Raw genomic sequence first — 26,806 nt, forward strand, 5'->3', positions numbered from 1 at the left:
CACCCGGCTCATCCCGCGTCGACCTGAGCCCGGAACTCGTCCATGGTCATGGTGCGTTCCGGGCTCGGGAACGTGATGTCCTGCTTCTGCCCGAAGCCTGAGTAGGTCGTGGAGCTGGTCCGCCCGTCGCGCACCGACACCAGTTTGAGCAGCCGGGCCGGGTCGTCGACGCTGATGTAGTACGTGTCCGAGGTGGGCCCCGAGGAGGCGACGACGGCCCGCGCCCGGACCCCGTTCACCGTGGTGTCCTTCTCGGGCGCGAAGGTCCCGCTGCCCGGCAGCACGAAGTACATGGAACAGTCCCGGCCGTCGGCCTCGGTGACCACGTACACGTCGGCGAGCCGGTCGGGCACGCTGATCTCTATGCCCTTGCCGGCCAGGCCCTGCTTCAGCAGCGGGGCGCTGGTGTACGTCACCCCGTCCTTGCAGTACATGTCCTTGCCGCCGTCGGCCGTGGCGGAGTACGAGATCCGCAGCCCCTGGTCCGGGTTCCACGCCACCTGCGTGGTGCCGCCGTCGAAGGCGGTGGAGTTCCCGATGCCGGTGAACGCGAGGCTGCGCATCGTGTCGTTGACCTGCCCGATCAGCAACTCGGCGGAGCCGCCGCCGGTACCGGTCGGGGCGGCCGTCTCGGTGGCGGTCGGGCTCTCCGACGCGGTCGGCGGCCAGCTCACCCCGGACCCGGAGGAGGAACCGCACCCGAGGGCGCCGAGGCCGAGCAGAGCGGTGAGGGCGAGGCTACGAGCGAGAGTTGTCTTCACCCCTCCATGATCACGCCCTGCACGAACTCCGCCCAAACCACCGGCGCGAGCGCGAGCCGGGGGCTCTGGTCGCGGTACTTGGAGTCGCGGATGTGGATGGTGCCGGGGGTGGTGGCCATCTCGACGCATGACTCGCCGTCGGTGCCGCTGCTGTAGCCGCTCTTGACCCGGATCATGCCTCTCCCCGCACTCTCTCGATGAACTCCAGCGACTCCCGTGGGGGGAGAGCCTGCGCCCGGATCGTGCCGTACCGCAGTTCCAGGATGCGCGGTCGCCTCGGCTCCGTGACCACCCACCCCGGTCCGTCCGCCCCGGTCACCACCTGAACGTCCGTCGCCATCCCCGCACACCCCTCCGTCGTACGGCTGCCCCGGCAGCGACGCCTCCCCGTACGCCCCGCCCGACCGCGCCGACACGGCCGGCCAACGACTGGGCGGTCACCGTACGCAACGACGTCGTCACTGCTCAAGGTAGGCGAGGTGAGGGTGGCCCCCTCAAAGAACCACGGGAGGAGAAGGACCCGCCCCCCCCCGCGCAAGAACGGGCAGAAGAAGGGCAGAACCGGAACATGAGAAGAACGGGCGGACGACGCGTGCGGGCAGCCGGGCTGTGGTGGCGGGTGGATTTCGACGGTCGCCACGTGACGGTGGTGCGGCGGTGGGTACCGGTCCCGGGCCTGCGCGCACGCCGGTACCCGCTGGCGGACGTCATCAGCGCGGACTTCTCCTACGCGGGCGGGGAGGACGAGCTGCGCTCCCTCGACCTCTTCCTGCGCGGCGACCGCATTCTGCGGGTGGGGGGCGGGACGGGCTTCCGCGCGCACCTGCCGTGGTTCACGGTGTGCGAGGCGATAGAGGCGGCGATCCGTGCCAGGGAGCTGCACGTCCTCCGTTCCACCGTGGGCCTGGGCCCGTGGAGCGAGCAGGAATGGGCTCGGGTGGAAGCCCTCGTACCGGAGATCACGGCGTTCGCGGACCACACCTTCGAGGACAGGCCCGGCGCCCTGACCACTCGCGTCGAGATCGGCCACCGTGTCGAGGTCGAGGCGCTTCTGACCCAACTGCGGGACGAGACCAAGCCCTACGTCAGGACCGGCGGCCGCATCGCCCTCAAGTGGCGCAACGCGGACGAGCCCGACCTCCCCGGCCAACAGCGGATCCGAGCGCGCGGCGAAGCCTGGGCCACGCTGCTCGAACGCCTCCAGGTCGGCACCGAGGTCACCGCCACCGCCTCATGGACCGAGCAGGCCGAGGCGATCCTCGACGCCGTCGCCCGGCGGTGAGCGCTCCGGTCAGACGCGGCTGACCACGCCGCACGACTCCTCCTCTGCCCCGTCCCCGGCCCCGTCGGTCAGGAGATCGCGGCTGCGGTCGTACGGGTCAGCGGCCTCGCCGGTGGGCGGTGCACCGGTCGGCCCGGCGTCTGGGAAGGAGGGGTGGAAGTAGCCGTCGTCGACACCGCACTCGTCGTTGCCGTAACTGGCGTCCCACGCCTCCATCCAGAGCTTGCCCTCGGTGGCCCGCAGCCGCGCCGGGTCCGCCATGGTCACCGTGAGGTACCGCCGGATGATGGTCCGGGTCACCACGTCACCGTCGCCGTGCGCCCGCGCCAGCGGATAGACGAAGGTGTAGTCGGCGTGCACCCGGACCTCGCCACGCCGCCCCGGCTCGAACGTCATGTGCCCGCGCACCTTGACCACGTCACCGACGAGGACGACCTCATCGGGGTTGAAGCGGCTGAAGAACTCGACGGGTTCGTTCTCGCGGGTCGGCTCGCGCAGCGACCGCCGCACCTCGGACAGGAGACTCTGCTGCTTCGGATCGAACAGGCCCAGCGCCTTCTCGGGCTGCTCGCCCCGCAGCACGGCGGGATCGAGGTTCGCGGCGACCAGGAACTCCTTGGTGCGGCGCAGCGCCAGCGCCACCTGATCCTTGCTCAGCCCCGGGACCGCCTTGGCGTCCGGCAGCTCGATGGCACCGGCGCCGTCGGCCCACTGCAGGGCGGGGGAACCCAGGAACGGATGCTCCCGTGTCGGCAGTCCGGCCTGCGTCACCTCACCCGGCGCGGCGGTCGGCAGCGCCGTCTCGGCGGGCAGCGGCGACGCCGACACGGCCGCCTCCGGCGAGCCCGAGGCCCGCCCCGGTATCCGGTCCAGCACCAGCGACGGCTTCACGGCGACCACCGCCAGCGCCACGGCCAGCACGACCCACACCACGGACCGCACCGTGCGCCGCCGCCCGGCCCGCCCGTTCATCTCCTGCCACGCCGGCCCGGTCCGCCACCCCGGCGGCGTCCACGCCTCCGGCTCCGGCTTCCGCTTCCGTCCCCAGCGCCGCCGCCGGCCCTGCTCACGCACGGCCGCCTCGTCCTGCTCCCGCAACCGCCGAGCCACCATCCGAGCCCGCGCGGACGGCTCCTTCGGCGCACCCGCGCCACCGCCCTCCGCCGCCTCACGCATGAACGCCTCCAACTGCTCGTCGGAGAAGGAGGACTCAGCGGAATTCTCACCGGGGTTCTCGGGAGGGGGGACGGTGCTCACGGAAGCGCTCACATGGGATAGGGCGGACAATACGAAGACGACAGCCATTCAAGATCGCCGAACGGCATTGTTCGCGTCACCACAGGCAATTCACAGAGCTGTGCAGGATCGTACGAAACCCGTGATCGAACCGGTACGGGTGCCCCAGCCCCGAGGCGGACGACCGCTTCGGGTGATTTCAAAGGTCGTGCGGCACATCGGACGACCCGAACAGGCACACTGGCCACTCCGACCCGGAGGACGCGCAACGGAAGGGCCCGTGATAGTCAAGGTACGGCTGGAGACCAGCCGGGAGCATGTCGCCGAGCTGGCTCGGCTGCGCGACCCTGTCGGGGCGATCGAGGAACTGATCTGGAACGCCCTGGACGCCGACGCTTCTCGGGTCGCCGTCGAGTTGGAGCGCAACGACCTCGGCGGGGTGGAGCGGGTCCGGGTGGAGGACGACGGCAGCGGTATGTCCGCCGAGCAGTGCGCGGAGTACTTCCGCCCCATCGGGGCTTCCTGGAAGAAGAGCGCTCGCGAGAGCCCGGTGAAGAAGCGGGCCCTGCACGGCAAGAACGGACGCGGCCGGGTGCGAGCCTTTGCGCTCGGTGTCGAGGTGCGCTGGACCAGCGTGAGCGAAGGAACGACCGGACATGAGCGGCTGGTGGTCGAGTCCGACCGCCACTCCATGGACGAGTTCGACATCGGCGAACCGGAGCCCACCTGCGCCGACACCGGCACTCTCTTCGAGGCGTTCGGCAGCGCACAACTGGACGTGCTCGCGGAAGAGCGCACCAGATCCTCACTGACCGCGGCTTTCGCCACCTACCTGGAGAAATACCCGGATGTCCACATCGATTACGACGGCCGCGACCTAGATCCATCCTCGGAGCAACTTCTCGTACGCAACTACCCCTTGCCAGGCGGCGATGGCTGGGACGGCGAGCCCGCACACCTCAAGGTCATCGAGTGGCGCAAGCCGGTGACCCGTGCGCTCTTCCTGTGCGACGGGGAGGGAATGTCACGGGTCCAGCTGAAGCCAGGTATCCAGGCTCCTGGCTTCGAGTTCACCGCACACCTTCAGTGGTCCGGGTTCGATGAACTCGACGCCGACGAGCTGGCGTTCGCCGAATGGGCCCCCGACGGTGTCCCCGCCGAAGTCGTCGCCGCGGCACGGGAGCACCTCAGAGGCCACTTCCGGTCCCGGGTGGACCAGCGCCGACGGGAGCAGGTCGGCGAGTGGCGGAAGGAAGGGATCTACCCGTACGCCGGTGAACCCGCCGACGAACGTGAGCGCGCCGAACGCGAGACGTTCGACGCCGTGGCCACCACCGTCGTACGACATCTCCCCAGGTACACGCGCGCCCGCAGAACCACCTTCGCCCTCCTCAGATCGGTCATCGCGCACGAGCCGGGGGATGTCCTGCGGATCGCCGAGGAACTCTTCACCCTCTCCAGGCAGGAACAGGAGGAGTTGGCCCGTCTCCTCGACCGTACGCCGCTCACGGCTCTGGTCAGGGCATCAGCGGCGGCCACCAATCGGCTGGATTTCCTCGCAGCCCTGGAACACCTCGTCTTCGAGAGCGAATCACGCAAGCGTGTGAAGGAGCACGGCGAACTGCACCGCATCCTGGAGAAGGAATGCTGGGTGTTCGGTGAGGAGTACGGGCTGCATGTGAGCGACCGCAGCCTGGACGAGGTACTGCGGCAGCACTGCCGGCTTCTCGGCCGCGAGGACCTCGTACCGACCGAGTCCGTGCTGATGGACGACGGCCGCCGAGGCCGCGTCGACCTCATGCTCTCTCAGGCGGCCCGGCGCGGGAAGGGCGAACGGCACCACCTCGTCGTTGAACTGAAGCGACCGAGCACCGTCCTGACCATGACCGACTTCGGGCAGCTCAACAGCTACGCCCAAGCCGTGGTGACCGCCGACCGGTTCCGGGACGCACCCGTGACCTGGGATTTCTGGCTGGTCGGCAACAGCATGGACGGAGGCCTCCGCCAACTCGCCCACCAGCACGACCGCATGCCCGGCTGCGCACTCCTCCAGCCCCGGTTCCGCATCTGGGTCCGCACCTGGGGCGAGATCATCGAGGACTGCCAGGAACGCCTGCGCTTCTACGGCGAGCAGCTCGAATACCAGTCCTCGACGGAGCACGCCATGGACTACCTGGTCCGCGAACACGCCGACGCGGTCGGCGAACTCGTCTCCGGCGGGGTGATTCCGTCGGCGCGGAGCGCCAATGGAAGACCTGCTGGCCTTCACGGCCTTCCCGCGTGAGATCTGGCGGCAGATCTGGTCGGACAACCCGCAGGAACGGCTGAACAAGGAAATCCGGCGCCGCACCGACGTGGTCGGCATCTTCCCCGACCGCACCGCCGTCATCCGGCTCGTCGGGGCGGTCCTGGCCGAGCAGAACGACGAGTGGACCGAGGCCCGCCGCTACATGGGCCGCGAACTCCTCGCCAATGCCTTCCTCCACCCGATCGAGTCAGAAACCGACGACGACACCGCCCTGCCCACCAAACTCACCGCATAGCCTCAGAACGAGATCACCGAGTGGCCGTCGATACACCACTCCAGCGGACGTGACCGGTGACACCAGCTACCAGCCGCTTGACATCCATAGAGGCATCAGCCGGGCCACCAACCTGCCCACCTGCAGAAAAAGCCACAAGATCGAGGCTAAGTTTAGTCCGCTTCCAACGATGGGGGCGAACCAAAGTCGAGATTTACGATGACCCGCTGTCAGTAAGTTCCGGCTCCTCGAGAACGAGAAAGTCGGTAACAAAGCATGCGACATCACCGCTGCTGGTACGGCCGACCCAGGTTGGGTAGAAGCCGTATCCACGGCCAGTGGTAAACGCCACTATCTCTTCTCCGTCCGATCCGACCGCCTTTACGGGAGGCAGACCGAAACTTGCCGCCGCATAGGCAGCGAGAGCCTCGACGAGCCATTCCTCGTGATCAGCCAGTGCGGAGACGGCAGATGCGTCGACGAAGCATACGTCCCCATAGTCGGTCTCGTAACCAAAAAATTCATGATCGCCGAGTTCCTCGATATTCTGGTTTTCATTGAGCGCAAGTTCCCATCGAGTTACTGGAGCGCCACTGACGGACAGTCGAGCGGCGGCCGCCACTTGAGCCGGGGTGCCATCGTTGCCGAAAGAAGCGACCGCCAAGGTGACCGGATATCTGCCAGGGCAGACTGCGGCAGTGAACGGACGGGGCGCGAAGGGGCCGAGTCCGGTAAAGGGATCGCCGACCACGACCTGCCCAGTGGGTAGCGCAAGGTCCACGGGCTTACTCAAGCTTATGGTGGCAGGTCGACCCCCCAGGAGGGTGCAGCGGTGCTGATCTGCGAACAGTGCAGTGAAGTCCGATGGATTGAGAGGCATGACGTAGTCCAGGTCGGCAGCAGTAACCAGACTGTAGACGAAGACTCATGGATGCACGTAAGCACCGTCACCCGGCACACCTGCTACCGATGAGGTGGGGCACGCAGCAGCTCAGCGTTGCCGCACTCCGACTCCGCGCATGCAGATGCTCAAAACTCGCCCTGCCACGTCCTGGTTCGGCGGAAGCCCGTCAGGGGTGTTGTACACCGTCCAGTGCGAAAAGCTGCCTCTGCTTCCGAATGCGTACAGCTCGACAGTGTCAGGCACAGGGTTGCTTCCCTCGTACATCGGAATTGACGCATAGAACACCCGCTCGCCTGCATCGAGTCTCCCTCGCACGATCGACTCATGATCTTCCATGATTACCGAATTAGCTTTGTTGTACAGCTTCACCAAGTTGCGTCGATCTCGACCATTGCCTCCCAGTTGCCGCCCCAGCAGATGACCGCGCGCCCAATCGCGCTGCCCGTCGAGATATTGCCATCCTGCCGGGTTACTGCGATCCGTGCCACGACCCCGGGTGGTGTCGCCACCCATGATATCCGTGTCTTTATTCGGGTCTGCCTTCTTTCCGCGACCCCGGTAGTCGACCGCATCCGCGCTCAGGCATGCAGTTACGCCCGTGGCTCGTCCCCGATCCAGCGGGTGGTAGTAAACCCAGGACTTTCCCTCACCCATCATGCAGTTACTCGGCTGGTTATTCCATGCGGCCAGGAAATTCCTGAATTCCTCGCTCAGCCCGTTCTGATCATCCAAGCGAGGGAAGTTCTTGAAGTACCTGAGGAGTTCCTTCTCCGAGAGCTCCAAGTCCTTCTGCGCCCGGATGAAGGAGTCGTCGACGAACTCGGAGACCTCGTCATCGGTCTCCCTGCCCGTGACCGGATGATCAACCTTGGTGCCAAGTGCCTTCCCGAGGAGGTCATCCCAGTCCAGCGGGGGCGGCGGTCCCTCGTTGTGACAATGGGACACGCACGGGCCAGCCCCGACGCCGGTTCCGCCGCCGCCCCCTCCGCCACCACAGCAGAAGATACATGGGCCGTTTCCGGCACCAGCTCCAGCTCCAGCTCCGTGGCCAGTCTTGACGAGATAACTTTTGCCGTCTCCTTGGCTCGGCCGAGGATGACCGGGAGGAACGGGAGTGCGCTGTGATGGTGGGAGCGGTGCGACGCACTCCGAGAACCACGGCATGGTACGGCAGATTGATTCCCGCGAGACTTCGTGGGTGCGGGACTCAAACGCCCAGCCGATCCACCCTCCGAACACCCTGCTGCCGCCGATACGCAGCGCCCTGCCGGGATGTTTGTAGACCCAGCGGCCTCCAGCCTTGACCACCTCGGCGCCCTTGTTTGCCGCTTCCTCTGCGAGTTGGGTACCTCGGCTGATCAAGCTGCCGATGGTCGAATGACCGCTCGGGTCCGTGTTCGCCAACGGATCACCACCGCCGTACCCATACCGATTCGCATTGATCGACGGAACCGGGTTCAGCGTCCAGGAGTCCCGGGACGAGAACCCGCCCGTCGCCGGGTCGTACCAGCGGGCGTGCATGTTGACCTGGCCCGTGGACGGGTCGGTGTACTCGCCCTGGTAGCCCAGGGGGCCGGCCGCGCCGGACCGGGCGGTGATCTCGCCGAAGGGGGAGTACGACGTCGAGGCGCCGAGTTCACCCGTCGCCGCGTCGATCGCGCCCGTCACGTCACCGTGCATGTCAGAGAGCAGCGCGCGGGCGTTCGTACCGTCCGTCGCCGCGCTCGACACCGCCTCACCGGCCGGGTCCCTGAAGACCAGCCCCGCCGCCGTAGCGACCGGGTTGTTCGACTGGTCGGCGTACGTCAGCCGGTCAGCGCCCTGCTGGACCAGGCGGCCCAGCGCGTCGTAGGCGTAGGCCGTGCCGTCCGCCGAGACCATCCGGCCGAACGCGTCGAAGGCCGCGGTGTGCGTACCGCTCGTGTCCGTGCTGCCGGTGCGGGTGCCGCGCGCCGAGTACGTGTACGTCACGTTCCCGGCCGACAGCAGCCGGTTGCGCTCGTCGTAGACGGCGGTGACGTCTCCCGCACTCGTGCGGTTGCCCGCCGCGTCCCAGCCGTAGGACGTCACGGTGCCGTCGACGCCGGTCCAACTGGTCAGGCGGCCCGTCCGGTCGTAGCCGTAGGACTGGGTGCCCGAACCGGCCGTGCCGGTCGTGGTCTTCCCGGTCAGACGGGATGCCTTGTCGTACACGTACGCCGTCGACGACGTCGTCGCGCCCTACGCGACGCCTTCGGCATCGCGCTGCCTCACTGAGCTGTGCCGCACGACCGCTGGAATGCTGCCGGCCCCGCCGACTGCTCCTCCCCGTTCCGGCGATTGCGCGGAGGCAAGGACTCTCGCCGCCGGCCGTGGGGTGCCTCTATGCCGGTCGTCAACACTGTCGTGCCGGGTTCGGGGTGTCCGTCGGGGTGCGGTTCATGCGGGGAGGGTGGCGGTGCCCGGCTGGCGAGGTTCGCAGAAGGTGCTGTCGCGGAGTGACGCAGTGGGGAGCGGGGCCCGGATCGGCGGGGTGAAGACGATCACGGAGGTCGCCGGGGGTATCGATCAGGCGGCACTCTTGTGCCATGACGATCGCACCGGAGTTCGGGGTCCAGTCGGCTGAGGCCCCTCGGCCCGCCCCTCTTCCGTATCATCGCCTGGGCCATGTGACGGGGCGGCACCGCTGGTGGCGTCCGCTGGTCGGCACGCTGGTGGCGGTGGTCGCCTGGCTGGTGGCCGGTGTCGTGCTGTACGGGGCGAGCGAGGTCTTCGGCTTCGTGACCGGGATGCCCGAACTCGACGACGGGGGTGTCGACTTCAGCCCGCTCCAGGGAACGGTGCTGGACCTGGCGGCGATAGCCGTCGCTCTGCCCGTCGTCCTGCTGACAGTGCTGTGGCTGGGCCGACGCCCGGCGGGCACGGTGTCGTCCGTCAGCGGGGGGCTGCGGTGGGGGTGGCTGGCGCGGTGTCTGGTGGTGGCCGTGGCACCGGTGTTGTTGTTGGTCGTGGGATCTTTCCTCGTCTCCGGCGAGGAGCAGGACACGTCGTCGTCGGCCCCGTCGGAATGGGTCGGGTGGCGGTTCTATCTGTTCTCGCTGGCCGTGCTCGCCGTCATGGTGCCGTTGCAGGCCGCTGCCGAGGAGTACCTCTTCCGGGGTTGGCTGCTCCAGTCGGTCGGTGCCTTCTTCCGGTCGTACTGGTGGGCGTTGGTGCCGCAGGCGGCCCTCTTCGCGGCGGCCCACGGGTGGGGGACGGTCTGGGGGTTCATCGATCTGCTGCTGTTCGGGATGGTGGCCGGGTGGCTGGCGGTCCGCACCGGAGGACTTGAGGCGGCGGTGGCGCTGCACGCACTGAACAACCTGTCGTTCTTCGCGCTCGGGGCCACCGTGACGGACGGGTTGGCGTCGGACGAGACGGCGGCGGACATGCCGTGGCAGTTCTTCGTCATCGACGTCGTGTCCATGGCCGTCTACACGGCTCTCATCCTGCTCTGGGCCCGTCGCCGCCGGCCCCGGCGGACCGCCGAGCCGATCGTCCAGGCGCGGTGGCCCGAGCCGCCGCTGCCGTGGCCGGGGGCGCCAGGGGTGTGGCCGGGGGCGTGGCATGCGGTGCCGGGAGGTCAGGGTGCGGTACCGGGGGGTTGGGGCGCGGCCTCGGTGGGGTGGCCCGCGCCGCCCGCTGGGTGGTCGGGGGCGCCCGCTGGGTGGTCTGGTGCCCCGGGGCCGTGGCCGGTGCCTCCGGTTCCTCCGGCGCCGGGGGCTACTGCCGGGCCGTCTGTGTCTGCCGCAGGGGCGCCGGTGCCTCCGGGGGTGTCGTCGCCAGTATCGGCCGCAGAGGCGCCGGTGCCTCCGGGGGTGTCGTCGCCAGTATCGGCCGCAGAGGCGCCGGTGCCTCCGGGGGTGTCACCGCTGCCTGCCGCAGAGGCGGGGATGCCGCCCGGGCCGGCCGCCGGGCCGCCCGGGTCCGCCGCGGCGCCGTCCGACGCCGAGCCGCACCACGCGCCGGACTCCTCTCCCGGCCCGGCGGGTGAGTCGCAGTGACGTCGTCGTCCGGGCCCGGCGGCGAGTCCGGGGTACGGGTGGCCGTTGTGCACGTGGGTGAGGGCGGGCAGGGCTTGGCGGCCGGTACTCAGGTGCCGCCGTCGGGTTCCGGGCTGCGGGCGGGGCCGACGCGGTCCGGCGGAGCCGAGGCGCACGGCCGGGCCGAGCCCTTCAGCGAGTCGAGTCGGCGATGTCCTGGGTGCCGATGACCGTGAGCAGGTCGAGCAGGCCGGCGCTGTCCGTGCCCACGGCCGGGGTGAACCAGAGCAGTCGTTGCCGGCCGTCCTCGCTGAAGAGGTTGAGGCAGTTGACCTCGACCAGTCCGAGCGAGGGGTGGTTGAGGCGCTTCCGGTCGTCTCGCCGGAACGCCACGTCGTGGCGGGCCCACAGTGCGGCGAACTCCGAGGAGGCGTCGAGCAGCCCTCTGATCATCGAGCCGGCCTCGACGTCCTTCGCGTCCCGCCTGGCGGCGGCTGCCCGCAGATCGGCGACGAAGGCGCGGGACTGTGCCTCGTGGTCGGCTTCGGGGTAGAGCCGCCGGGCTTCGGGTTCGGTGAACCAGCGGTGGATGAAGCTGGCCCGGACGCCCCGGAAGCCGGACTGGTCTCCGAGCAGGGCCACCGCGAGGGGATTCTGCACGAGGGTGACGTGCAGGTCGGTGATGACCTGCGCCGGTGTCGAGGTGAGGCGTTGGAGGAGGTCGAGCATGCCGGGGTGGACATGGGAGGCGGCCCCGCCGTGCACGGGCACCGGGCGGTCGGCCAGGTGGTAGAGGTGGTCGCGTTCGTCGGCGCTGAGCCGGAGCGCCCTGGCCAGGGCGGCGATCATCTGCTCCGACGGCTGGGATCCGGCTCCGCGCTCCAGCTCGTTGTAGTAGTCCACCGACACCCCGGCGAGCTGGGCGACCTCCTCACGCCGCAGACCGGGGACCCGGCGGCGGGGCCCGGTGGGGAGGCCCACCTCGGCCGGGAGGATGCGTTCGCGCCGCGAACGCAGGAAGGATCCCAGCTCGGTGTATTTCGCAGCACCCATGCTGTCCATTCTGCGTTCGGCCGGGGCACGGACACAGGGGATGAGATCCCCTGGTTGCGCCGGCCGGCAGCAACCACCCTGGTGACATGAACGCAGATCCTTCCCTTCGGCCCCCATCGGCCACGCGGGTCGCCGTCGTCACCGGCGGATCACGCGGCATCGGCCGGGCGATCTCCCGGAAACTGGCGCAGGACGGTCTGGCCGTCGTGGTGAACTACGCCCGCGACGCGGGGGCCGCAGAGGAGACGGTGGCGGCCGTCACCGCCGACGGCGGGCGGGCGATCGCGGTCCAGGGCGATGTGGCCGACGAAGACGCGGTCGCCGCACTGTTCCACCGGGCGGAAGAGGAGTTCGGCGGCGTGGACGCCGTCGTCAACTCCGCGGGCAGACTCGCTCTGTCCCCCATCGCCGAGCTCGATCTGAAGGTCTTCGACGCCGTGCACCGCACCAATGTCCGGGGCGCTTTCGTGGTCGCCCGGCAGGCCGCGCGGCGGCTGCGGACAGGCGGCTCGTTCGTGGCGCTGTCGACCTCCGTGGTCGGTACGCAGTTCCCCTCCTACGGGGCGTACGCGGCGAGCAAGGGCGCTGTCGAGGCGATGACGATGATCCTCGCCCGCGAGCTGCGCGGTCGCGACATCACCGTGAACACCGTCGCCCCCGGACCCACGGCCACGGATCTGTTCCTGGAGGGCAAGACGGACGAGGAGATCGACCGGCTCGCCAAGATCCCGCCGCTGGAGAGACTGGGGAGCCCGGAGGACATCGCCGATGTGGTGGCCTTCCTCACCAGTCCGCAGGGCCACTGGGTGAACGGGCAGATCCTGCGCGCCAACGGCGGCCTGGTGTGACGGCACAGCCGAGCGTCGTCGTGACGGGTGCCTCCGGCGGCTTCGGGAGCGTCACCGTACGGGCCCTCGCCGAGGCCGGCCACACCCCGGCCGGCCGCGTCACCAACCCGTCGGGACAGCACACCTGGACCGGCATGCGCACCACCGCCGGCCGCAACGCCCCCGCCTTCGCGCCGCTCGCCGAGTTCAAGGACTAGCGCGGCGCCGGATCCTCCTCCACCCGCGGGGCCGTCCGCCCTTCCTGGCCTCCCTGCCCTTCCTGGCCTCCCTGGCCTCCCTCGAACAGGCACTTCCGGTCCACGGAAGAAGACAACCCAAGGAGAAGCACCGTGCCTTTCGCTCATTTCAAGGTTCCAGCCGGCACCCTCACCGTCGAGGACAAGAAGAAGATCGTCGAACGCACCACCGACCTGTACGCCGAGATCTACGGCGAGCGGGCCCGCCCCACCACCGTGGTCCTCGTCGACGAGGTCCCCGACGGCGGTTGGGGCGTCGCCGGCAACGTGCTGACCGCCGCCCTGCTCAACGGCGACGCCTGAGTCCCCCCGCCCTCGCTGGCGTTCTCCAACCGGTCCGCCGACTGCGGCCGTTGAGGATGCGGGACGGTGGGCACCTGCGGAGAAGCTCCTGGTGGGCGCGCGGATACCGAGTCCGCGCCGTCCTGCCGGGAGCTTCCGCGTGCCGGTCCGCCCAGCCCGCGAGCCTCAGCCCGGGAACCGCACCGACCCCAGTACCCGCCCCGTCTCCGGATGCCCCGTGTAGTCGAGGAAGAGGACCCGGGAGACCGGCAGGTACCAGGCCTGCGGGGAGAACCGGTAGCCGGAGGCGCAGGTGGCGGTCCAGCGGTCATAGGCCGCCTTGCGGTCGCCGACCGGGCGCAGGCCGGACTCGACGGGCGGGGACGAGGAGCCACCGGTGATGCCGTTCAGGGAGCCGTCCGCGCGGAGCCCGCCGACCGGGCAGGGCTGGACGTCGGTGGCGGCGTACCAGCCGCCGGGCTGCCGGGCCTCGTAGGGGCTGAGTTCGTTGCCGGGGATGGAGCCGGTCAGGACGGCGATCCCCGCGCAGCCGAACACCTTCGGCAGGCCGGCCCGGCTCACCGGCTCGAGGCAGGCGCCGTGTTCGCCGGACCGGGTCAGGGTCCAGCCCGGGGGTGTCTCGAAGGACAGCCGGGCGAAGGTGACCCGCGGCCAGGCCGGGCGGGTGGGAGACGCCGATGCGGGCGCGGACACGGACGGGGACGGCCTGGCCGACGAGGACGGTGCCCCGGACGGGGACGACGAGCCGGGTCGCGACGACGAGCCGGACGGGGACACCGGTGAGGTCGCCTCGGGTGTCGTCGAAGCATCGCCGGCCGCGGCGCTGCTCGGTCGCCCCGCCGCCCCGGTGTCCGCTTCGTCCTCCGGCCCGCAGCCCGCCACCAGCAGCAGGCTCGCCGCCCCCAGCAGTACCGGCACCACACCGCGTCTCAGACGCTTCTTCATGAACGTTCCCCTTCCCCGTCGGGAAGGAGTGTGCCAGCGCCGTGTAACGAAACCGCACCCGGCCGGACACAGACGGACACGGACGGAGACAGGCGGCGACAGGCGGCGACAGGCGGCGACAGGCGGACACCGCCGGAGAGAGACGGACACGGGCGGACACAGACGAAGAGGCCCGTACGACCGAAGTCGTACGGGCCCCTTCAGGTGCTCGCAGCTGGAGCTACCGGGTCAACAGACCCCAAGCAAGCGGAACTTACTTGACGATCTTGGTGACCTGGCCGGCGCCGACGGTCCGGCCACCCTCACGGATGGCGAACTTCAGGCCCTCCTCCATGGCGACGGGCTGGATCAGCTCGACGCGCATCTCGGTGTTGTCGCCCGGCATGACCATCTCGGTGCCCTCGGGGAGGTGCACGACGCCGGTCACGTCCGTGGTGCGGAAGTAGAACTGCGGGCGGTAGTTGTTGAAGAACGGCGTGTGGCGGCCACCCTCGTCCTTGGAGAGGATGTAGGCCTGCGCCTCGAACTCGGTGTGCGGGGTGACCGAGCCCGGCTTGATGATGACCTGGCCGCGCTCGACGTCCTCGCGCTTGATGCCGCGGAGCAGCAGACCGACGTTCTCACCGGCCTGGCCCTCGTCGAGCAGCTTGCGGAACATCTCGATGCCGGTGACCGTGGTGGTGGTCTTCTCGGTCTTGATGCCGATGATGTCGACGGTCTCGTTGACCTTCAGGACACCACGCTCGATACGGCCGGTGACGACCGTACCGCGACCGGTGATCGTGAAGACGTCCTCGATCGGCATGAGGAACGGCTTGTCGACGTCGCGCTCGGGCTCCGGGATCGACTCGTCGACGGCCTTCATCAGGTCGAGGACGGACTGGACGTACTCCGGCTCGCCCTCGAGGGCCTTGAGCGCGGAGACCTTGACGACCGGCAGGTCGTCGCCCGGGAACTCGTACTCGGAGAGCAGCTCGCGGACCTCGAGCTCGACGAGCTCCAGGATCTCCTCGTCGTCCACCATGTCGGCCTTGTTCAGGGCGACGACGATGTACGGAACGCCGACCTGGCGGGCCAGGAGCACGTGCTCCTTGGTCTGCGGCATCGGGCCGTCGGTGGCGGCGACCACGAGGATGGCGCCGTCCATCTGCGCCGCACCCGTGATCATGTTCTTGATGTAGTCCGCGTGACCCGGGCAGTCGACGTGGGCGTAGTGACGCGCCTCGGTCTGGTACTCGACGTGCGCGATGGAGATGGTGATACCGCGCTGGCGCTCCTCGGGCGCCTTGTCGATGTTGTCGAACGGGGTGGCCTCGTTCAGCTCCGGGTACGCGTCGTGCAGCACCTTGGTAATGGCGGCCGTGAGGGTCGTCTTACCGTGGTCGATGTGACCGATGGTGCCGATGTTGACGTGCGGCTTAGTCCGCTCGAACTTCGCCTTCGCCACTGGGGTCCTCCTGTGGAGTGGTTCTGGTACGCCTTACTTCATCGGCGCCAGGTGATCTTTGCTGTTAATGCCCGGAACCTGGGGCAAACGCCGACGATTGCGGACGTTTGCCCCGTGAGGCTCCGGAGTCAAGCCTACGGCGTGAGAACGCGGTGCGTTACTCGCCCTTGGCCTTCGCGATGATCTCCTCGGCGACGTTCCGCGGAACCTCGGCGTAGGAGTCGAACTGCATCGAGTAGCTTGCGCGACCCGACGTCTTGCTGCGGAGGTCGCCGACGTAGCCGAACATCTCCGACAGGGGCACGAGGCCCTTCACGACGCGGGCACCGGCCCGCTCCTCCATGGCCTGGATCTGGCCACGGCGGGAGTTGATGTCGCCGATGACGTCACCCATGTAGTCCTCGGGCGTGGTGACCTCGACGGCCATCATCGGCTCCAGGAGCACGGGCGAAGCCTTGCGCGCGGCCTCCTTGAAGGCCTGCGAACCGGCGATCTTGAAGGCGAGCTCGGAGGAGTCGACCTCGTGGTAGGCACCGTCGAGCAGGGTGACGCGGACGCCGGTCATCTCGTAACCGGCGAGGATGCCGAACTGCATGGCCTCCTGCGCACCGGCGTCCACCGAAGGGATGTACTCCTTCGGGATACGGCCACCGGTCACCTTGTTCACGAACTCGTACGAGGTGTCACCGCTCTCGATCGGCTCGATCGCGATGATGACCCTACCGAACTGACCGGTACCACCCGTCTGCTTCTTGTGGGTGTACTCGACCTTCTCGACGGCCTTGCGGATCGTCTCGCGGTACGCGACCTGCGGCTTGCCGACGTTGGCCTCGACCTTGAACTCGCGCTTCATGCGGTCCACGAGCACCTCGAGGTGAAGCTCGCCCATACCGCCGATGACGGTCTGGCCGGTCTCCTCGTTGGTGTGGACCTGGAAGGACGGGTCCTCCTCGGCCAGGCGCTGGATCGCGACGCCCAGCTTCTCCTGGTCGCCCTTCGACTTCGGCTCGATCGCGACCTCGATGACCGGCGCCGGGAAGTCCATGGACTCCAGGATCACCGGGCTCTTCTCGTCGCAGAGCGTCTCGCCGGTGGTGGTCTGCTTCAGACCCATGACGGCGACGATGTCGCCGGCACCCACCGACTCGATCTCCTCACGCTTGTTGGCGTGCATGCGGTAGATCTTGCCGATGCGCTCCTTGCGGCCCTTGACGGAGTTCAGCACGGCGGTGCCGGACTCCAGGCGGCCGGAGTACACGCGGACGAAGGTGAGCTTGCCGAGGTGCGGGTCGCTCATGATCTTGAACGCCAGCGCCGACAGCGGCTCGTCGTCGGACGGCTTGCGCTTGATGACCGTCTCGCCGTCCTTGACGTCGTGGCCCTCGATGGCCTCGATGTCGACGGGGGACGGCAGGTAGCGCACGACCGCGTCGAGCAGGGGCTGGACGCCCTTGTTCTTGAACGCGGTGCCGCAGAACACCGGGGTCACCGTGGTGCCGGTGCCCTTGCCGGAGGCGATGGTGATACGACGGATCGCGGCGTACAGCTGCTCCACGGTGGGCTCCTGGCCCTCCAGGTACAGCTCCATGATCTCTTCGTCGTTCTCGGCGACGGCCTCGACCAGCTTGCCGCGCCACTCCTCGGCGGCCTCGGCGTGGGTGTCCGGGATGTCGACGGTGTCGTACATCTCGCCCTTGGTGGCCTCGGCGGACCACACGAAGGCCTTCATCGTCACCAGGTCGACGACACCCTTGAAGTCCGCCTCAGCGCCGATCGGCAGCTGCATGACGAGCGGCTGGGCGCCCAGACGGTCGGTGATCATGTCGACGCAGCGGTGGAACTCGGCACCGGTGCGGTCGAGCTTGTTGACGAAGCAGATACGCGGAACGCCGTAGCGGTCCGCCTGACGCCACACCGTCTCGGACTGGGGCTCGACGCCGGCGACGCCGTCGAACACCGTCACGGCACCGTCGAGCACGCGCAGCGAACGCTCCACCTCGACGGTGAAGTCGACGTGGCCCGGCGTGTCGATGATGTTGATGGTGTGGTCGACGTCTTCCAGCGGCCAGTGGCAGGTGGTGGCAGCAGAGGTGATCGTGATGCCACGCTCCTGCTCCTGCTCCATCCAGTCCATGGTGGCAGCGCCGTCGTGGACCTCACCGATCTTGTAGGAAACGCCGGTGTAGAACAGGATCCGCTCGGTGGTGGTCGTCTTGCCCGCGTCGATGTGGGCCATGATGCCGATGTTGCGCACCTTGGCCAGGTCAAGCGAAGTGGTAGCCATAAGGCTTTCGTCTTCTCTCGGTTCTCGATGGGGTAGCGACTACCAGCGGTAGTGCGCGAAGGCCTTGTTGGACTCGGCCATCTTGTGCGTGTCCTCGCGCTTCTTCACAGCGGCGCCGAGGCCGTTGGACGCGTCGAGGAGCTCGTTCAGCAGACGCTCGGTCATCGTCTTCTCGCGACGGGCGCGGGAGTAGCCGACGAGCCAGCGCAGCGCCAGGGTGTTGGCACGGCCGGGCTTGACCTCGACCGGGACCTGGTAGGTGGCGCCACCGACACGGCGGGACTTGACCTCGATGGTCGGCTTGATGTTCTCGAGAGCGCGCTTCAGCGTGATGACCGGGTCGTTGCCGGTCTTCTCGCGCAGGCCCTCCATGGCGCCGTAGACGATGCGCTCGGCGGTGGAGCGCTTGCCGTTCAGCAGCACCTTGTTGATCAGGGAGGTCACCAGAGGAGAACCGTAGACCGGGTCGATGATGACCGGGCGCTTCGGGGCGGGGCCCTTACGAGGCATTCTTACTTCTCCTTCTTGGCGCCGTAACGGCTGCGGGCCTGCTTGCGGTTCTTGACACCCTGGGTGTCGAGGGAGCCACGGATGATCTTGTAGCGAACACCCGGCAGGTCCTTCACACGGCCGCCGCGCACGAGCACGATGGAGTGCTCCTGCAGGTTGTGTCCCTCACCCGGAATGTAAGCGGTGACCTCGATCCCGCTGGTCAGACGCACACGCGCGACCTTACGCAGGGCCGAGTTCGGCTTCTTCGGGGTGGTCGTGAACACACGCGTGCAGACGCCGCGACGCTGAGGGGAACCCTCGAGTGCGGGCGTCTTGTTCTTCTCGACCTTGTCCTGCCGGCCCTTGCGGACCAGCTGCTGGATCGTAGGCACTACTTCTCCGGTTTCTGTGTGCCGATGGGTACAGCTAACCTGGAACTTTGCCGACCCACGCGGTCGGGTGTGTCGAATCCGGCGCACTCCCGCCGCCAGGCGAAAGGGAACGCGGATTACGGTGGCCACTGCCGACTCGCCGTGCGGTCGAAGGCACGCACGGAAGCCAGGGCACACCCCAGGCACAAGGTCTGAGCGTAACCGGCCCACAGACTCCGGTCAAAACAAAAGCGACGCGCCCGGCCTCCTCCCGGGGCCCACTACCACACCGAACGGGGTTCCGCATCCGCCGGCGCCGCGTCCCCGGGCCGCTCCGTCCGGTCGGCCGCGGCCGCCGGAACCGCCGCCTCCGTGAGGGGCGCGGGGCCGGCCGGGGCGTCCGGGATCGCCGGGTCTGCCGGGGCGTCCGGGATCGCCGGGCCGGCCGGAGCCGCCGGTCCATCCGGGGCGGCCCGACCCGCCGCGCCCCCGCCGTCCGCCGCGCCCGGCCGAGTCGCCGCGTCCTCCCGAGTCGCCGTGCCTGCCCGGTCCGCCGAGTCGTGCCCGACGAAGTACGTCGGCCGGTTCTGTACCGCCGTGTAGATCCGCGCCACGTACTCCCCCAGCAGCCCGACGCAGATCAGCTGCACCGCCCCGATGAACAGCACCCCGGTGAACAGCGACGTCCACCCGGGGACCGTGCGGTCGAAGGCGTAGGCGCCCAGCGTGTACGCCATCAGCCCCAGGCACACCAGGAACGCGAAGCCGCCCAGCCAGGTGGCCAGCCGCAGCGGCGCCGCCGAGAAGCCGGTGATGCTGTCGACGGCGAGGCGGATCATCCGGCCGAGCGGGTACTTGCTGCGGCCGGCGGTGCGCGGAGCGCGCTCGTAGGTGACCCGGCCGCTCGGGAAGCCCAGCCACGGCACCAGCAGCCGGTAGACCCGCTGCTGGTCCGGCAGGGCCTTCAGCGCGTCGACGGCGGCCCGGCTGAGCAGCCGGAAGTCCCCCGCCTGAGCGGGCACCGACGGCCCGGCGAGCCGTCGTACGAGCCGGTAGTAGACACCGGCGGTCCACCGCTTGAACCCGGTGTCGCTGGCCCGGTCCGCCCGGATCCCGTACACGATGTCGAGCCCCTCGCCGCGCGCCAGCGTCAGCATGTCGGGGATCTTCTCCGGCGGATCCTGGAGGTCGGCGTCCAGGCTGACGACGTACTCGCCGACCGAGCGGTCGAGGCCGGCGGTCAGCGCGGCCTGGTGTCCGGAGTTGCGGCGCAGGCCGATGACGCGCAGTTCGGGCCAGCCGAGCCGGAAGGCGGCGAGCAGCTCGGCGGTACGGTCGGTGCTTCCGTCGTCGACGGCGATCAGCTCGTACGGCACGCCGAGGTCCGCGAGGACCGGACGCACGCGGCTGAGCAGAGCGGGCAGGGCCTCTTCCTCGTTGTACATCGGTATGACGACGGACAGCACGGTCACCGGTTCGGACACCCGGTCCTCCCCTCTTCGACGGCTGCGTGCGAGTCTGGCGCCGCACACGTGCGACCCTGATGCGATCTTATGACTGACACTTCACGACTATCCGGACAGCGGTACGTCCCCTGCCCCCGGCGGTCGGCCGAGGGGGGACGGCGGGCTTGAGCATGGCTTCCGAGGACACGGCATCGAACGGCGCCCCGGCCGAGGGCCCCGCGGGTTCCGTCCTGCCCGGCGCGCGCGCCGGCCGCTCCGGCCGGGGACGACGGATCACCGTGCCGCCCGCGGCGCGGCCGTACGTCCCGCCGCTGGTGCTGTACGGCGTCACCAAGCTCGTCGGCCTCACCATCTTCGCCATCCTGCTGGAGTACGCCGGCGACTACCGGAAGAAGCAGCCGCGGTTCGGGGGCGGCGCCCACTGGTGGGACGTCCTGTCGACCTGGGACGGCTGGTGGTACCTCCAGGTCGCCGAGAAAGGGTACGACCCCAAGCCGCTGCAGCGGCTCCCGTCGGGCGGTCTGTTCACGGTCAAGCAGGACTCGGTCGCCTTCTTCCCGCTCTACCCCGGCCTGATCCGCGGCGTGTCGGAGGTGACCGGCCTCGGCCTGTTCGGCTCCGGCATCCTGGTCTCCGTCCTCGCCTCGTTCGTGGCGGCTGCCGGGATCTACGCCGTCGTGGCCGCCCTCGCCGGCGTGCGGGCCGGCACGATCGCCGCCGGGCTGTGGGCCGTGGCGCCCGGTGCGGGCGTGGAGTGGGCGGTGTACTCGGAGTCGCTGTTCGTCGCCGTCGCCGCCTGGACCTGCTACTGCGTGATGCGGCGGCGCTGGGTGGCGGCGGGCCTGCTGGCCTTCCTGGCGGGGCTGAACCGCCCGACCTCGGCCGCGCTCATCGGCGCGGTGGGGCTCGCGGCACTCGTCACGGTCCTGCGCCGGGACAGCCGGCGCGAGCAGGGGGTGGCGGGGCCGGTGTACGCGATGGTCGCGGCGCCGCTCGGCCTGCTGACGTACATCGGCTGGGTCAGCTACCGCATGGGGGACGCGACCGCCTACTTCACCCTTCAGCGCGAGGGGTGGGCGCACTACTTCGACTGGGGTTCCTACACCCTGGACGTGCTGCGCAACGTCGCCGTCGGGCACGACGACTACCTGTTCGCCTTCTCCACGCCGGATCTGCTCGCGGTGCAGCTGGTGATCGCGCTGCCCTTCCTGGTCGCGCTGATGCTGCGCAGGCGTCCGCCCCTGGTGCTGGTGGCGTACACGCTGGCGAGCATCGTGACGGTGCTCGGGACCCAGCAGATGTTCGGCAACACCTCGCGTTATCTGCTGCCGGCCTTCCCGCTGCTGCTGGCGCCCGCGGCCGCCATGAGCCGGCTGAAGTGGCCGAGCCTGACGGTGTTCTTCACGACGGCCGCGGTGGCCTCCGGGTGGTACGCGCACTATGTGATCTTCGAGTTGGGGATTCCGTAGGCCGGACCGGGCCGACCGGGGCTGCCTCGGACGGAGGGTCCGGGGCGGGCGGTCCGGGGCGGGCGGTCCGGGGCGGGCGCCGGGTCGGGTACCGGGGGCGGGTCACCCGCCGGACGACACCCCGATGACCATCATGAGCAGGAAGAACGCCGCCCAGCCGGCCACCGAGAGCCAGCCGAGGATCAGTCCGGCGAGGGCGAACCCGTCCCCGCCCTGGCCGGTGCGGCGGATCTCGGCGCGTGCCGAGTGCCCGAGGATGACGGCGGGGAGGCCGGTGATCCCCAGGGTCATGGTGGTGAGGACCCCGCAGATCATGGAGCCGACCGCCTTGCTGTTGGTGGGCGGCGGCGGGGCCGTCGGCAGGAAGGTGCGTGGGACGGGCGCGCCGAAGCCCTGCACCGGCGGGACGGCCGGCTGGACCGACAGGGGCCCGACCGGCAGATCGGCCACGAGCATGGACAACTCGGCGACGGTCCGCGCCTCGTACGCCCGGGCCACCCGCTTCTCGAACTCGCTCTGTTGCAGGCGCCCCTCGCTGAAGCCCGCTCTGAGCACGTCGACGGCGCGCTCGCGATCGGCGTGGGAGGCGAGCATCGACGGGCTGCTCTGCCCCTGCCACGGCTGCCATGGCGACGGATACGACACGGACCCACCTCCCCCGGACGACTGACTGCCTCCATCATTCCCCAACGCGCCCCGGCCGCCGACGGTTCCCCCGCTGAACCGCCGGACCGCCGTCAACCCGCCGTTCTCCGGCGATCCGCCGGTTCTCCGTGATCCGCCCCTTCTCGGCGTTCCGCCCGTTCTCTCCGTGATCCTCGGCTTCTCCGCGCTGAGGCGCGTCTCCCCGCCGCGACCGGTGGCCCGGGCCATGTGCCGCACGTTCGGCAGCGAAGACGTCCTCCAGGCGGAACAGCTGGGCCCGGCCCGCCTTGCCGGCCGGTGTCAGACGGCCGAGCTGGACCCATTTGCGGATGGTCGCGGGCGCGACGCCGGCCTCCCGGGCGGCGAGCGGGCCGGGGATCAGGGTGGGCGTCCGGGGGGTCACCGGCCTGCCTCCCCGGTGGCCGACGCGCGTTCCCACTCGCCCTCGGCCCAGGTGTGACGGTAGGCCGGGTCGTCGTGGCAGCCGCACAGCGGGTCCGTGCAGCGGCACGCGGGGTTGACGCACAGCACCGCGCCGCGGTCGGGGAAGGCGCGCAGCGACACCGAGTCGCACCAGGGGCAGCGCCCGGACACCCGTACGACCGTCTCGGTGTCACCGAGCGCGCGGGCGCAGCGGCGGGCCATCCGGCGGGTCTCGTCGCGGACGTGGGCGGCCAGCACCGGGTCGGCGGCGATGCCGTCGAGCAGGGCGGCGATCCGGCGCAGCCGCTCGGCGACGGGCGCGCGGCGCACCCGGGGCAGCCCGAGCCGGTCGCGGACGGCCTCCTCCAGTTCGGTCACCCCGTCAGTGATGTCGCGGATGGTGTCGGAGATGTGCAGCCGCAGCGGGGCGGCGCTGTGGCCGGGGACGGCCAGGCCGTGGCGCTGCTGCATCAGCAGCGCCTCCGCGCGTTCCTCGCGGAGCCGGCCGGCGAGGTCCGCGGGGGGCGGTGCGGCCGGGCGGTGGACGGCGGAGGCGCGGCCCGGGGCGAGTTCGGCGGACAGCTCCGGGAACTGCTGCAGGAGGGTGGAGATCCAGAGGGCGGCGTGGGCGGTGGCGCTCTGCTCAGGCACCGGCGCCTCCCTGGCGGGGCAGGTACCGCAGGGCGGTCGGCAGCAGTGCGTCCGGAACCGGGACGGGACGGCCGGAGCGCCACAGGCGGCCGCCGCAGACACCGTCGAACCCGTTCTCGGCCGGGGCCACGACCTGCTCGCAGGCGTGCCGCACGGTGCAGCGGGCGCAGGCGCGCAGGGCGGGCGCGGCGGCCTTGGGCTTCTTGGCGAAGACGATCCCCGGTGGCAGTCCGGCGCAGGCCGCGGCGGACTGCCAGGGATCAGGAGGTGGGCAGGAACCGGCTGCGGACATGGGGGCCTCCCTGATGTCGCGTGGACGCGTGAACGGGGCGCGCGAAGTGAACGCGCCCCTCAGCCTTACAGATTGCGTGCGCGCTCGCAATGAGTTTCGATCACTTGCCGCCGGGCAGGCGCCCGACCAGTGGGACTCGGTCACGGATTCTCCGCGAATCCCACGAATTTTCCCCAGTCGTTGCACGAGAGCGCGTAATACCGCGCGCGCAAGCAAGCTAAACTTGCCCTCTCCTAGGGAAGCGAGCACAGAGATGACCAGCCAGGATCTGGACGCGTTCGCGGCATGGGTCGAAGACCTGATGCGCGACCGCGGGTACGACATCGACAGTCCACGCGGCGGCGGCAAGTCGCGCATCGCCGACGAGGCGGGGGTGCACCGCGCCGCGGTGACCCGGCTGCTGCAGCGCCAGAGCATGCCCGACCTGGAGACCACGCGTCGGCTCGCGCGCGTGCTCGGCGTCCCGGTGCGCGACATGCTGATCCGCTCCGGCCGCCTCACCGCCGAGGAACTGGCCGATCCGCACGCGCACCTGGCCGGCCCGGGCCCCGGGGCCGAGTCCGTCCGCCGTCCCACGCTGGAGGAGGTCGCGGACCTGCTGGGGGTGCCGGCCGACCGGCGGGAGATGTTCGTCCGGGTGGTGGAGCAGTTCCTGCCCAACGAGGCCCGGCCGGAGGGGGAGGCCGGGGCGGCGGTGCAGGCCGACGACCGCGTCCTCGCCGAGGCGGCGGCCGACACCCCCGGCGTCGGCTGACCTCGCCGCCTCGCCCCTGACGGGCACCCGTGGGCCGACGGGTGCGCCCGCCCGCGGGCGGCACGAGGGCGCGACCGCGCCGCCCGGCCGGTCGGTCACGCGTCACCACCCCGGGCGTGCGGGACGGTCCCGGATCCCGGAAGCCGCCTCGGCGCACCCAGCACCCTCCTCCGCGCCAGCGGCCTCCCCTCCCCCTTCACCCCCTGCGGCAACGGAAATCTCCATCGCCTCCCGGATTGAGTTGCGTGCGCGCACGCTCGCATGTCACAGTTGGTGCAGCGGCGGAGCTGTGCCCGCGAGACGGGCCAGGCCACCTCGCCGTAAGCCGGGCCGTGGCGCCGCGGCCCCTGCTCGCCTTCCCCGCGCGGCGCCCGCCCGGCGTCCCTCACCCCGCCCAGTCGACCCGAGGTGACCCGGCATGACCACACCCACCCCACCGAGCGCCTTCCCCGACGTCGAGGCCCTGGTCGTCGACATCCTGGAGGCCGACTCGGCCCTGTCCACGGCGCTCGTCACCGTCCAGCCGCCGACGGACTTCAACGGCACCAGCGCCGCCGTCCTCGTCAACCGGCGCGGCGGCGCCTGGATCGGCGATCTCCACGTCGACCAGCCGCTGATCGAGCTGGAGGTGTACGGCCCGACCAAGCAGCAGGCGCACGTCCTGGCCAACTCGGCCCGCCGCGCCCTGATGGCCGCCGCCGGCAACCGCTACGGCAGGAACCTCATCACCGAGGTGGAGGAGCAGGACGGCCCGCGCTGGCTGCCCGACTACCTGTACGCCGCCGCCCACCGCTACGTGTGCGTGCTCAAGGTGTTCCTGGACGTGTACTGACACCGGTGCGCCCGTAGCCGCACCCCACAGGCCGAAGGCCCCGCCGTCCCCGGCGGGGCCTTCGCCGTACCCGGGCCTTCCCGGGAACGGCAGCACCACCCCTTTCCTCACCCTCTCTTCAAGGAGACCCAGCAATGGCAGGAACCAACTCCTCCGAGATCCGCATCGCCGGAGTCGGCCGGCTCTACTACGCCGCCGCCGGCACCGAGCTGCCGACCGCCTTCACCGGCACCCCGGCCACCGACTGGACCGGCTGGACGGACCTCGGCTTCACCTCCGGCGACGGCGTCACCTTCAGCAAGAAGGACAAGCTGGAGCCGATCGACGTGTGGCAGGCGGTCAGCCCGGTGCACTTCGTGTACTCGGACCGCGACCTGACGCTGAAGTTCTCGCTGATGCAGTTCAACGAGGACACGCTGCCCCTGTTCATGGGCGGCGGTGACGTCACCGCGCTGGACACCACCAACAACCCGGGCGTCTACAAGTACGACGTGGCCGACCGGCCGTACGCCGACGCGCACGCCCTCGGCCTGGAGTTCACCGACGTCCGCGCGGACGCCGCCGCCGACGAGGCCGTGACCTACCGCTTCGGCATCCCGCGCGGCCAGGTCACCGCCGTGGACGACATCAAGCTGGGCCGCAAGGCCGCCGCGCAGCTCGGCATCACCTTCACGGCGATGGCCACCCCGGGCAAGTCGGCGCTGGCCAGCTTCCTGATGAAGGACGTCTCGTACGCCGCGTCCTGACCCACCGGGCGGGGCGGCCGGCACCCGCCGCCCGCCCCGCCCGCCCTTCACCGCTCTCCCCGCACGCCTGAAAAGGAGTACGCGTCACCATGGCCTCTTTCGATGTCAACGCCGCCCGCGCCCAGCGCCTTGAAGCCCTCGGCCGGGCCTGGTCGTTCGAGCTCGACGGCGAGACCTTCACCCTGCCCACCGAGCTGACCCGGGCCACCGCGCGGGCACTGCGGGGGCTCGACGACAACGACGTCGACGGGCTCCTCGGCCTCCTCATGGGCGAGCAGCAGTTCGCCCGCTTCGAGCGGCACGAGGTCACCATGCAGGACATCGCCGCCGTCCTGGAGGCCTACGGCAAGGAGACCGGGCTCGGCCTGGGGGAAGACTGAGCCTCGTCGGGTTCGTCGACGAACACGCCGAGGCACTCGAAGCGGACCTGCTCCGCTACTACGGCATCGACCTGCTCGACTGGCACCGCGAGCGGCTGTCCGAGCGGCGGCTCACGGTGCTCGTCAAGCACCTGCCGCGGGACAGCGCGCTCAACCGGGAACTGCACGGGGAGGCCGCCGACTGGTCGGTGACCGACCATCTGCTGGCCGCCGCCGTGGACCATCTGGCGGCCGCCAACTGGATGTTCGCCTGCGTCAACTCGGCGGAGGACGGCGACCAGCCGGAACCGCCGGTCCCGGTGCCGCGGCCGACCGGGCCGGCGGAGGAGGCGTACGACCCGGCGGAGCACCCGTCCGGGGACACCGGGCCGGAGTCCGGCCCGGCCGGCCCGGACTCCGGCGGCCGGGACCCGTCGGCGCCGTCACCGGCCCAGCTGGCGAGGTTCTTCGCCTGAGTTCCGGT

General features: G+C 70.0%; 26 protein-coding genes and 4 pseudogenes. 13 read left to right on the forward strand and 17 right to left on the reverse strand.

All coding sequences use genetic code 11. From position 1 onward, the window contains the following. Positions 1-8: 8 nt before the first annotated feature. The 3 genes and pseudogenes from ACSLTV_RS03025 to ACSLTV_RS03035 form a co-directional block, all read right to left on the reverse strand. Positions 9-761 (reverse strand): hypothetical protein, encoded by a 753-nt coding sequence (locus tag ACSLTV_RS03025; protein WP_435611569.1) that lies wholly within the window; start codon positions 759-761, stop codon positions 9-11. Further along, positions 758-937, reverse strand: a complete 180-nt coding sequence (locus ACSLTV_RS03030; protein WP_435611570.1) for a DUF397 domain-containing protein — start codon at positions 935-937, stop codon at positions 758-760. The genes ACSLTV_RS03025 and ACSLTV_RS03030 overlap by 4 nt, the downstream gene beginning before the upstream one ends. After that, positions 934-1,035, reverse strand: a pseudogene (locus tag ACSLTV_RS03035) (transcriptional regulator); the annotation flags it as partial. The gene ACSLTV_RS03030 and the pseudogene ACSLTV_RS03035, both read right to left, overlap by 4 nt. 294 nt (positions 1,036-1,329) lie before the next feature. Here ACSLTV_RS03035 and ACSLTV_RS03040 point away from each other — a divergent pair. Then, entirely contained in the window at positions 1,330-2,043 is a 714-nt protein-coding gene (locus ACSLTV_RS03040; RefSeq protein WP_435611571.1) for a hypothetical protein, read from the forward strand. Between the two features lie 9 nt (positions 2,044-2,052). On the opposite strand, the gene ACSLTV_RS03045 is transcribed toward ACSLTV_RS03040, so the two are convergent. After that, a complete protein-coding gene (locus ACSLTV_RS03045; RefSeq protein WP_435611572.1) occupies positions 2,053-3,300 on the reverse strand; it encodes a hypothetical protein in 1,248 nt (415 codons plus the stop codon). Positions 3,301-3,559: 259 nt separating this feature from the next. Here ACSLTV_RS03045 and ACSLTV_RS03050 point away from each other — a divergent pair, with 259 nt between their 5' ends. Both ACSLTV_RS03050 and ACSLTV_RS03055 read left to right on the forward strand, forming a co-directional pair. After that, a complete protein-coding gene (locus ACSLTV_RS03050; RefSeq protein ID WP_435611573.1) occupies positions 3,560-5,563 on the forward strand; it encodes an ATP-binding protein in 2,004 nt (667 codons plus the stop codon). Continuing rightward, positions 5,529-5,822, forward strand: a pseudogene (locus tag ACSLTV_RS03055) (transposase); the annotation flags it as partial. The gene ACSLTV_RS03050 and the pseudogene ACSLTV_RS03055, both read left to right, overlap by 35 nt. 193 nt (positions 5,823-6,015) lie before the next feature. Here ACSLTV_RS03055 and ACSLTV_RS03060 read toward each other — a convergent pair. Both ACSLTV_RS03060 and ACSLTV_RS03065 read right to left on the reverse strand, forming a co-directional pair. Further along, complete coding sequence (locus ACSLTV_RS03060) at positions 6,016-6,681, reverse strand: DUF4241 domain-containing protein (RefSeq protein WP_435611574.1); 666 nt, start codon at positions 6,679-6,681, stop codon at positions 6,016-6,018. A 111-nt stretch (positions 6,682-6,792) separates the two neighbouring features. Beyond that, positions 6,793-8,898, reverse strand: a complete 2,106-nt coding sequence (locus tag ACSLTV_RS03065; RefSeq protein ID WP_435611575.1) for an RHS repeat-associated core domain-containing protein — start codon at positions 8,896-8,898, stop codon at positions 6,793-6,795. A 374-nt stretch (positions 8,899-9,272) separates the two neighbouring features. Here ACSLTV_RS03065 and ACSLTV_RS03070 point away from each other — a divergent pair, with 374 nt between their 5' ends. Then, positions 9,273-10,727: a CPBP family glutamic-type intramembrane protease gene (locus tag ACSLTV_RS03070; protein WP_435611576.1), complete on the forward strand. Its 1,455-nt coding sequence runs from the start codon at positions 9,273-9,275 to the stop codon at positions 10,725-10,727. Positions 10,728-10,735: 8 nt separating this feature from the next. On the opposite strand, the pseudogene ACSLTV_RS03075 reads toward ACSLTV_RS03070, so the two are convergent. Then, positions 10,736-10,882, reverse strand: a pseudogene (locus ACSLTV_RS03075) (IS5/IS1182 family transposase); the annotation flags it as partial. Between the two features lie 16 nt (positions 10,883-10,898). Further along, positions 10,899-11,768, reverse strand: coding sequence for a helix-turn-helix transcriptional regulator (locus tag ACSLTV_RS03080; protein ID WP_432155438.1), 870 nt, complete (start codon positions 11,766-11,768; stop codon positions 10,899-10,901). Positions 11,769-11,845: 77 nt separating this feature from the next. Between ACSLTV_RS03080 and ACSLTV_RS03085 the strand changes: the two genes are divergently transcribed. The 3 genes from ACSLTV_RS03085 to ACSLTV_RS03095 all read left to right on the forward strand — a co-directional run bounded on the left by ACSLTV_RS03085 (position 11,846) and on the right by ACSLTV_RS03095 (position 13,146). Next, on the forward strand, positions 11,846-12,607 hold the full coding sequence (locus ACSLTV_RS03085) for an SDR family oxidoreductase (RefSeq protein WP_435611577.1): 762 nt from the start codon (positions 11,846-11,848) through the stop codon (positions 12,605-12,607). Continuing rightward, positions 12,604-12,804, forward strand: a complete 201-nt coding sequence (locus ACSLTV_RS03090; RefSeq protein ID WP_435611578.1) for a hypothetical protein — start codon at positions 12,604-12,606, stop codon at positions 12,802-12,804. Before ACSLTV_RS03085 ends, ACSLTV_RS03090 begins: the two co-directional genes overlap by 4 nt. Positions 12,805-12,936: 132 nt before the next feature. Further along, a complete protein-coding gene (locus ACSLTV_RS03095; protein WP_432155441.1) occupies positions 12,937-13,146 on the forward strand; it encodes a 4-oxalocrotonate tautomerase family protein in 210 nt (69 codons plus the stop codon). 165 nt (positions 13,147-13,311) lie between these two features. Here the strand turns inward: ACSLTV_RS03095 and ACSLTV_RS03100 are convergent, their stop codons facing one another. The 6 genes and pseudogenes from ACSLTV_RS03100 to ACSLTV_RS03125 form a co-directional block, all read right to left on the reverse strand. Next, entirely contained in the window at positions 13,312-14,091 is a 780-nt protein-coding gene (locus ACSLTV_RS03100) for a hypothetical protein (RefSeq protein ID WP_435611579.1), read from the reverse strand. Between the two features lie 253 nt (positions 14,092-14,344). Next, positions 14,345-15,538 carry an elongation factor Tu gene (gene tuf, locus ACSLTV_RS03105; RefSeq protein ID WP_432155443.1) on the reverse strand — a complete coding sequence of 398 codons (1,194 nt, stop codon included), beginning with the start codon at positions 15,536-15,538 and terminating at the stop codon, positions 14,345-14,347. Between the two features lie 157 nt (positions 15,539-15,695). Continuing rightward, complete coding sequence (fusA, locus tag ACSLTV_RS03110; RefSeq protein WP_432155444.1) at positions 15,696-17,822, reverse strand: elongation factor G; 2,127 nt, start codon at positions 17,820-17,822, stop codon at positions 15,696-15,698. Positions 17,823-17,861: 39 nt separating this feature from the next. Further along, positions 17,862-18,332, reverse strand: a complete 471-nt coding sequence (gene rpsG, locus ACSLTV_RS03115; RefSeq protein ID WP_264924788.1) for a 30S ribosomal protein S7 — start codon at positions 18,330-18,332, stop codon at positions 17,862-17,864. Positions 18,333-18,334: 2 nt separating this feature from the next. Next, positions 18,335-18,706 carry a 30S ribosomal protein S12 gene (rpsL, locus tag ACSLTV_RS03120; protein ID WP_003948652.1) on the reverse strand — a complete coding sequence of 124 codons (372 nt, stop codon included), beginning with the start codon at positions 18,704-18,706 and terminating at the stop codon, positions 18,335-18,337. 518 nt (positions 18,707-19,224) lie between these two features. Beyond that, positions 19,225-20,169 (reverse strand): annotated as a pseudogene (locus ACSLTV_RS03125) (glycosyltransferase family 2 protein); the annotation flags it as partial. Positions 20,170-20,321: 152 nt separating this feature from the next. Here ACSLTV_RS03125 and ACSLTV_RS03130 point away from each other — a divergent pair. Next, complete coding sequence (locus ACSLTV_RS03130; protein ID WP_432155500.1) at positions 20,322-21,620, forward strand: glycosyltransferase family 39 protein; 1,299 nt, start codon at positions 20,322-20,324, stop codon at positions 21,618-21,620. Between the two features lie 102 nt (positions 21,621-21,722). On the opposite strand, the gene ACSLTV_RS03135 is transcribed toward ACSLTV_RS03130, so the two are convergent. The 3 genes from ACSLTV_RS03135 to ACSLTV_RS03145 all read right to left on the reverse strand — a co-directional run bounded on the left by ACSLTV_RS03135 (position 21,723) and on the right by ACSLTV_RS03145 (position 23,631). Further along, entirely contained in the window at positions 21,723-22,214 is a 492-nt protein-coding gene (locus ACSLTV_RS03135) for a DUF1707 and DUF4190 domain-containing protein (RefSeq protein ID WP_432155501.1), read from the reverse strand. A gap of 450 nt (positions 22,215-22,664) precedes the next feature. Beyond that, positions 22,665-23,339 carry a hypothetical protein gene (locus tag ACSLTV_RS03140; protein WP_435611580.1) on the reverse strand — a complete coding sequence of 225 codons (675 nt, stop codon included), beginning with the start codon at positions 23,337-23,339 and terminating at the stop codon, positions 22,665-22,667. Further along, positions 23,332-23,631 carry a WhiB family transcriptional regulator gene (locus tag ACSLTV_RS03145; RefSeq protein WP_432155446.1) on the reverse strand — a complete coding sequence of 100 codons (300 nt, stop codon included), beginning with the start codon at positions 23,629-23,631 and terminating at the stop codon, positions 23,332-23,334. The genes ACSLTV_RS03140 and ACSLTV_RS03145 overlap by 8 nt, the downstream gene beginning before the upstream one ends. Before the next feature lie 253 nt (positions 23,632-23,884). Between ACSLTV_RS03145 and ACSLTV_RS03150 the strand changes: the two genes are divergently transcribed. The 5 genes from ACSLTV_RS03150 (at position 23,885) to ACSLTV_RS03170 (ending at position 26,798) form a co-directional block, all read left to right on the forward strand. After that, the gene (locus ACSLTV_RS03150; protein ID WP_435611581.1) at positions 23,885-24,385 is read left to right on the forward strand and encodes a helix-turn-helix domain-containing protein; all 501 of its coding nucleotides are present in this window, start codon (positions 23,885-23,887) and stop codon (positions 24,383-24,385) included. A gap of 418 nt (positions 24,386-24,803) precedes the next feature. Beyond that, positions 24,804-25,217 (forward strand): hypothetical protein, encoded by a 414-nt coding sequence (locus ACSLTV_RS03155; protein ID WP_435611582.1) that lies wholly within the window; start codon positions 24,804-24,806, stop codon positions 25,215-25,217. A gap of 134 nt (positions 25,218-25,351) precedes the next feature. After that, a complete protein-coding gene (locus ACSLTV_RS03160) occupies positions 25,352-25,963 on the forward strand; it encodes a phage tail protein (protein WP_432155449.1) in 612 nt (203 codons plus the stop codon). A gap of 89 nt (positions 25,964-26,052) precedes the next feature. Next, positions 26,053-26,343: a hypothetical protein gene (locus ACSLTV_RS03165; protein ID WP_432155450.1), complete on the forward strand. Its 291-nt coding sequence runs from the start codon at positions 26,053-26,055 to the stop codon at positions 26,341-26,343. Between the two features lie 65 nt (positions 26,344-26,408). Then, complete coding sequence (locus ACSLTV_RS03170) at positions 26,409-26,798, forward strand: hypothetical protein (RefSeq protein ID WP_432134404.1); 390 nt, start codon at positions 26,409-26,411, stop codon at positions 26,796-26,798. The last annotated feature ends 8 nt before the right edge of the window (positions 26,799-26,806 follow it).

This window comes from Streptomyces sp. bgisy159 (genome assembly GCF_965341775.1).
Taxonomy (GTDB): Bacteria; Actinomycetota; Actinomycetes; order Streptomycetales; family Streptomycetaceae; genus Streptomyces.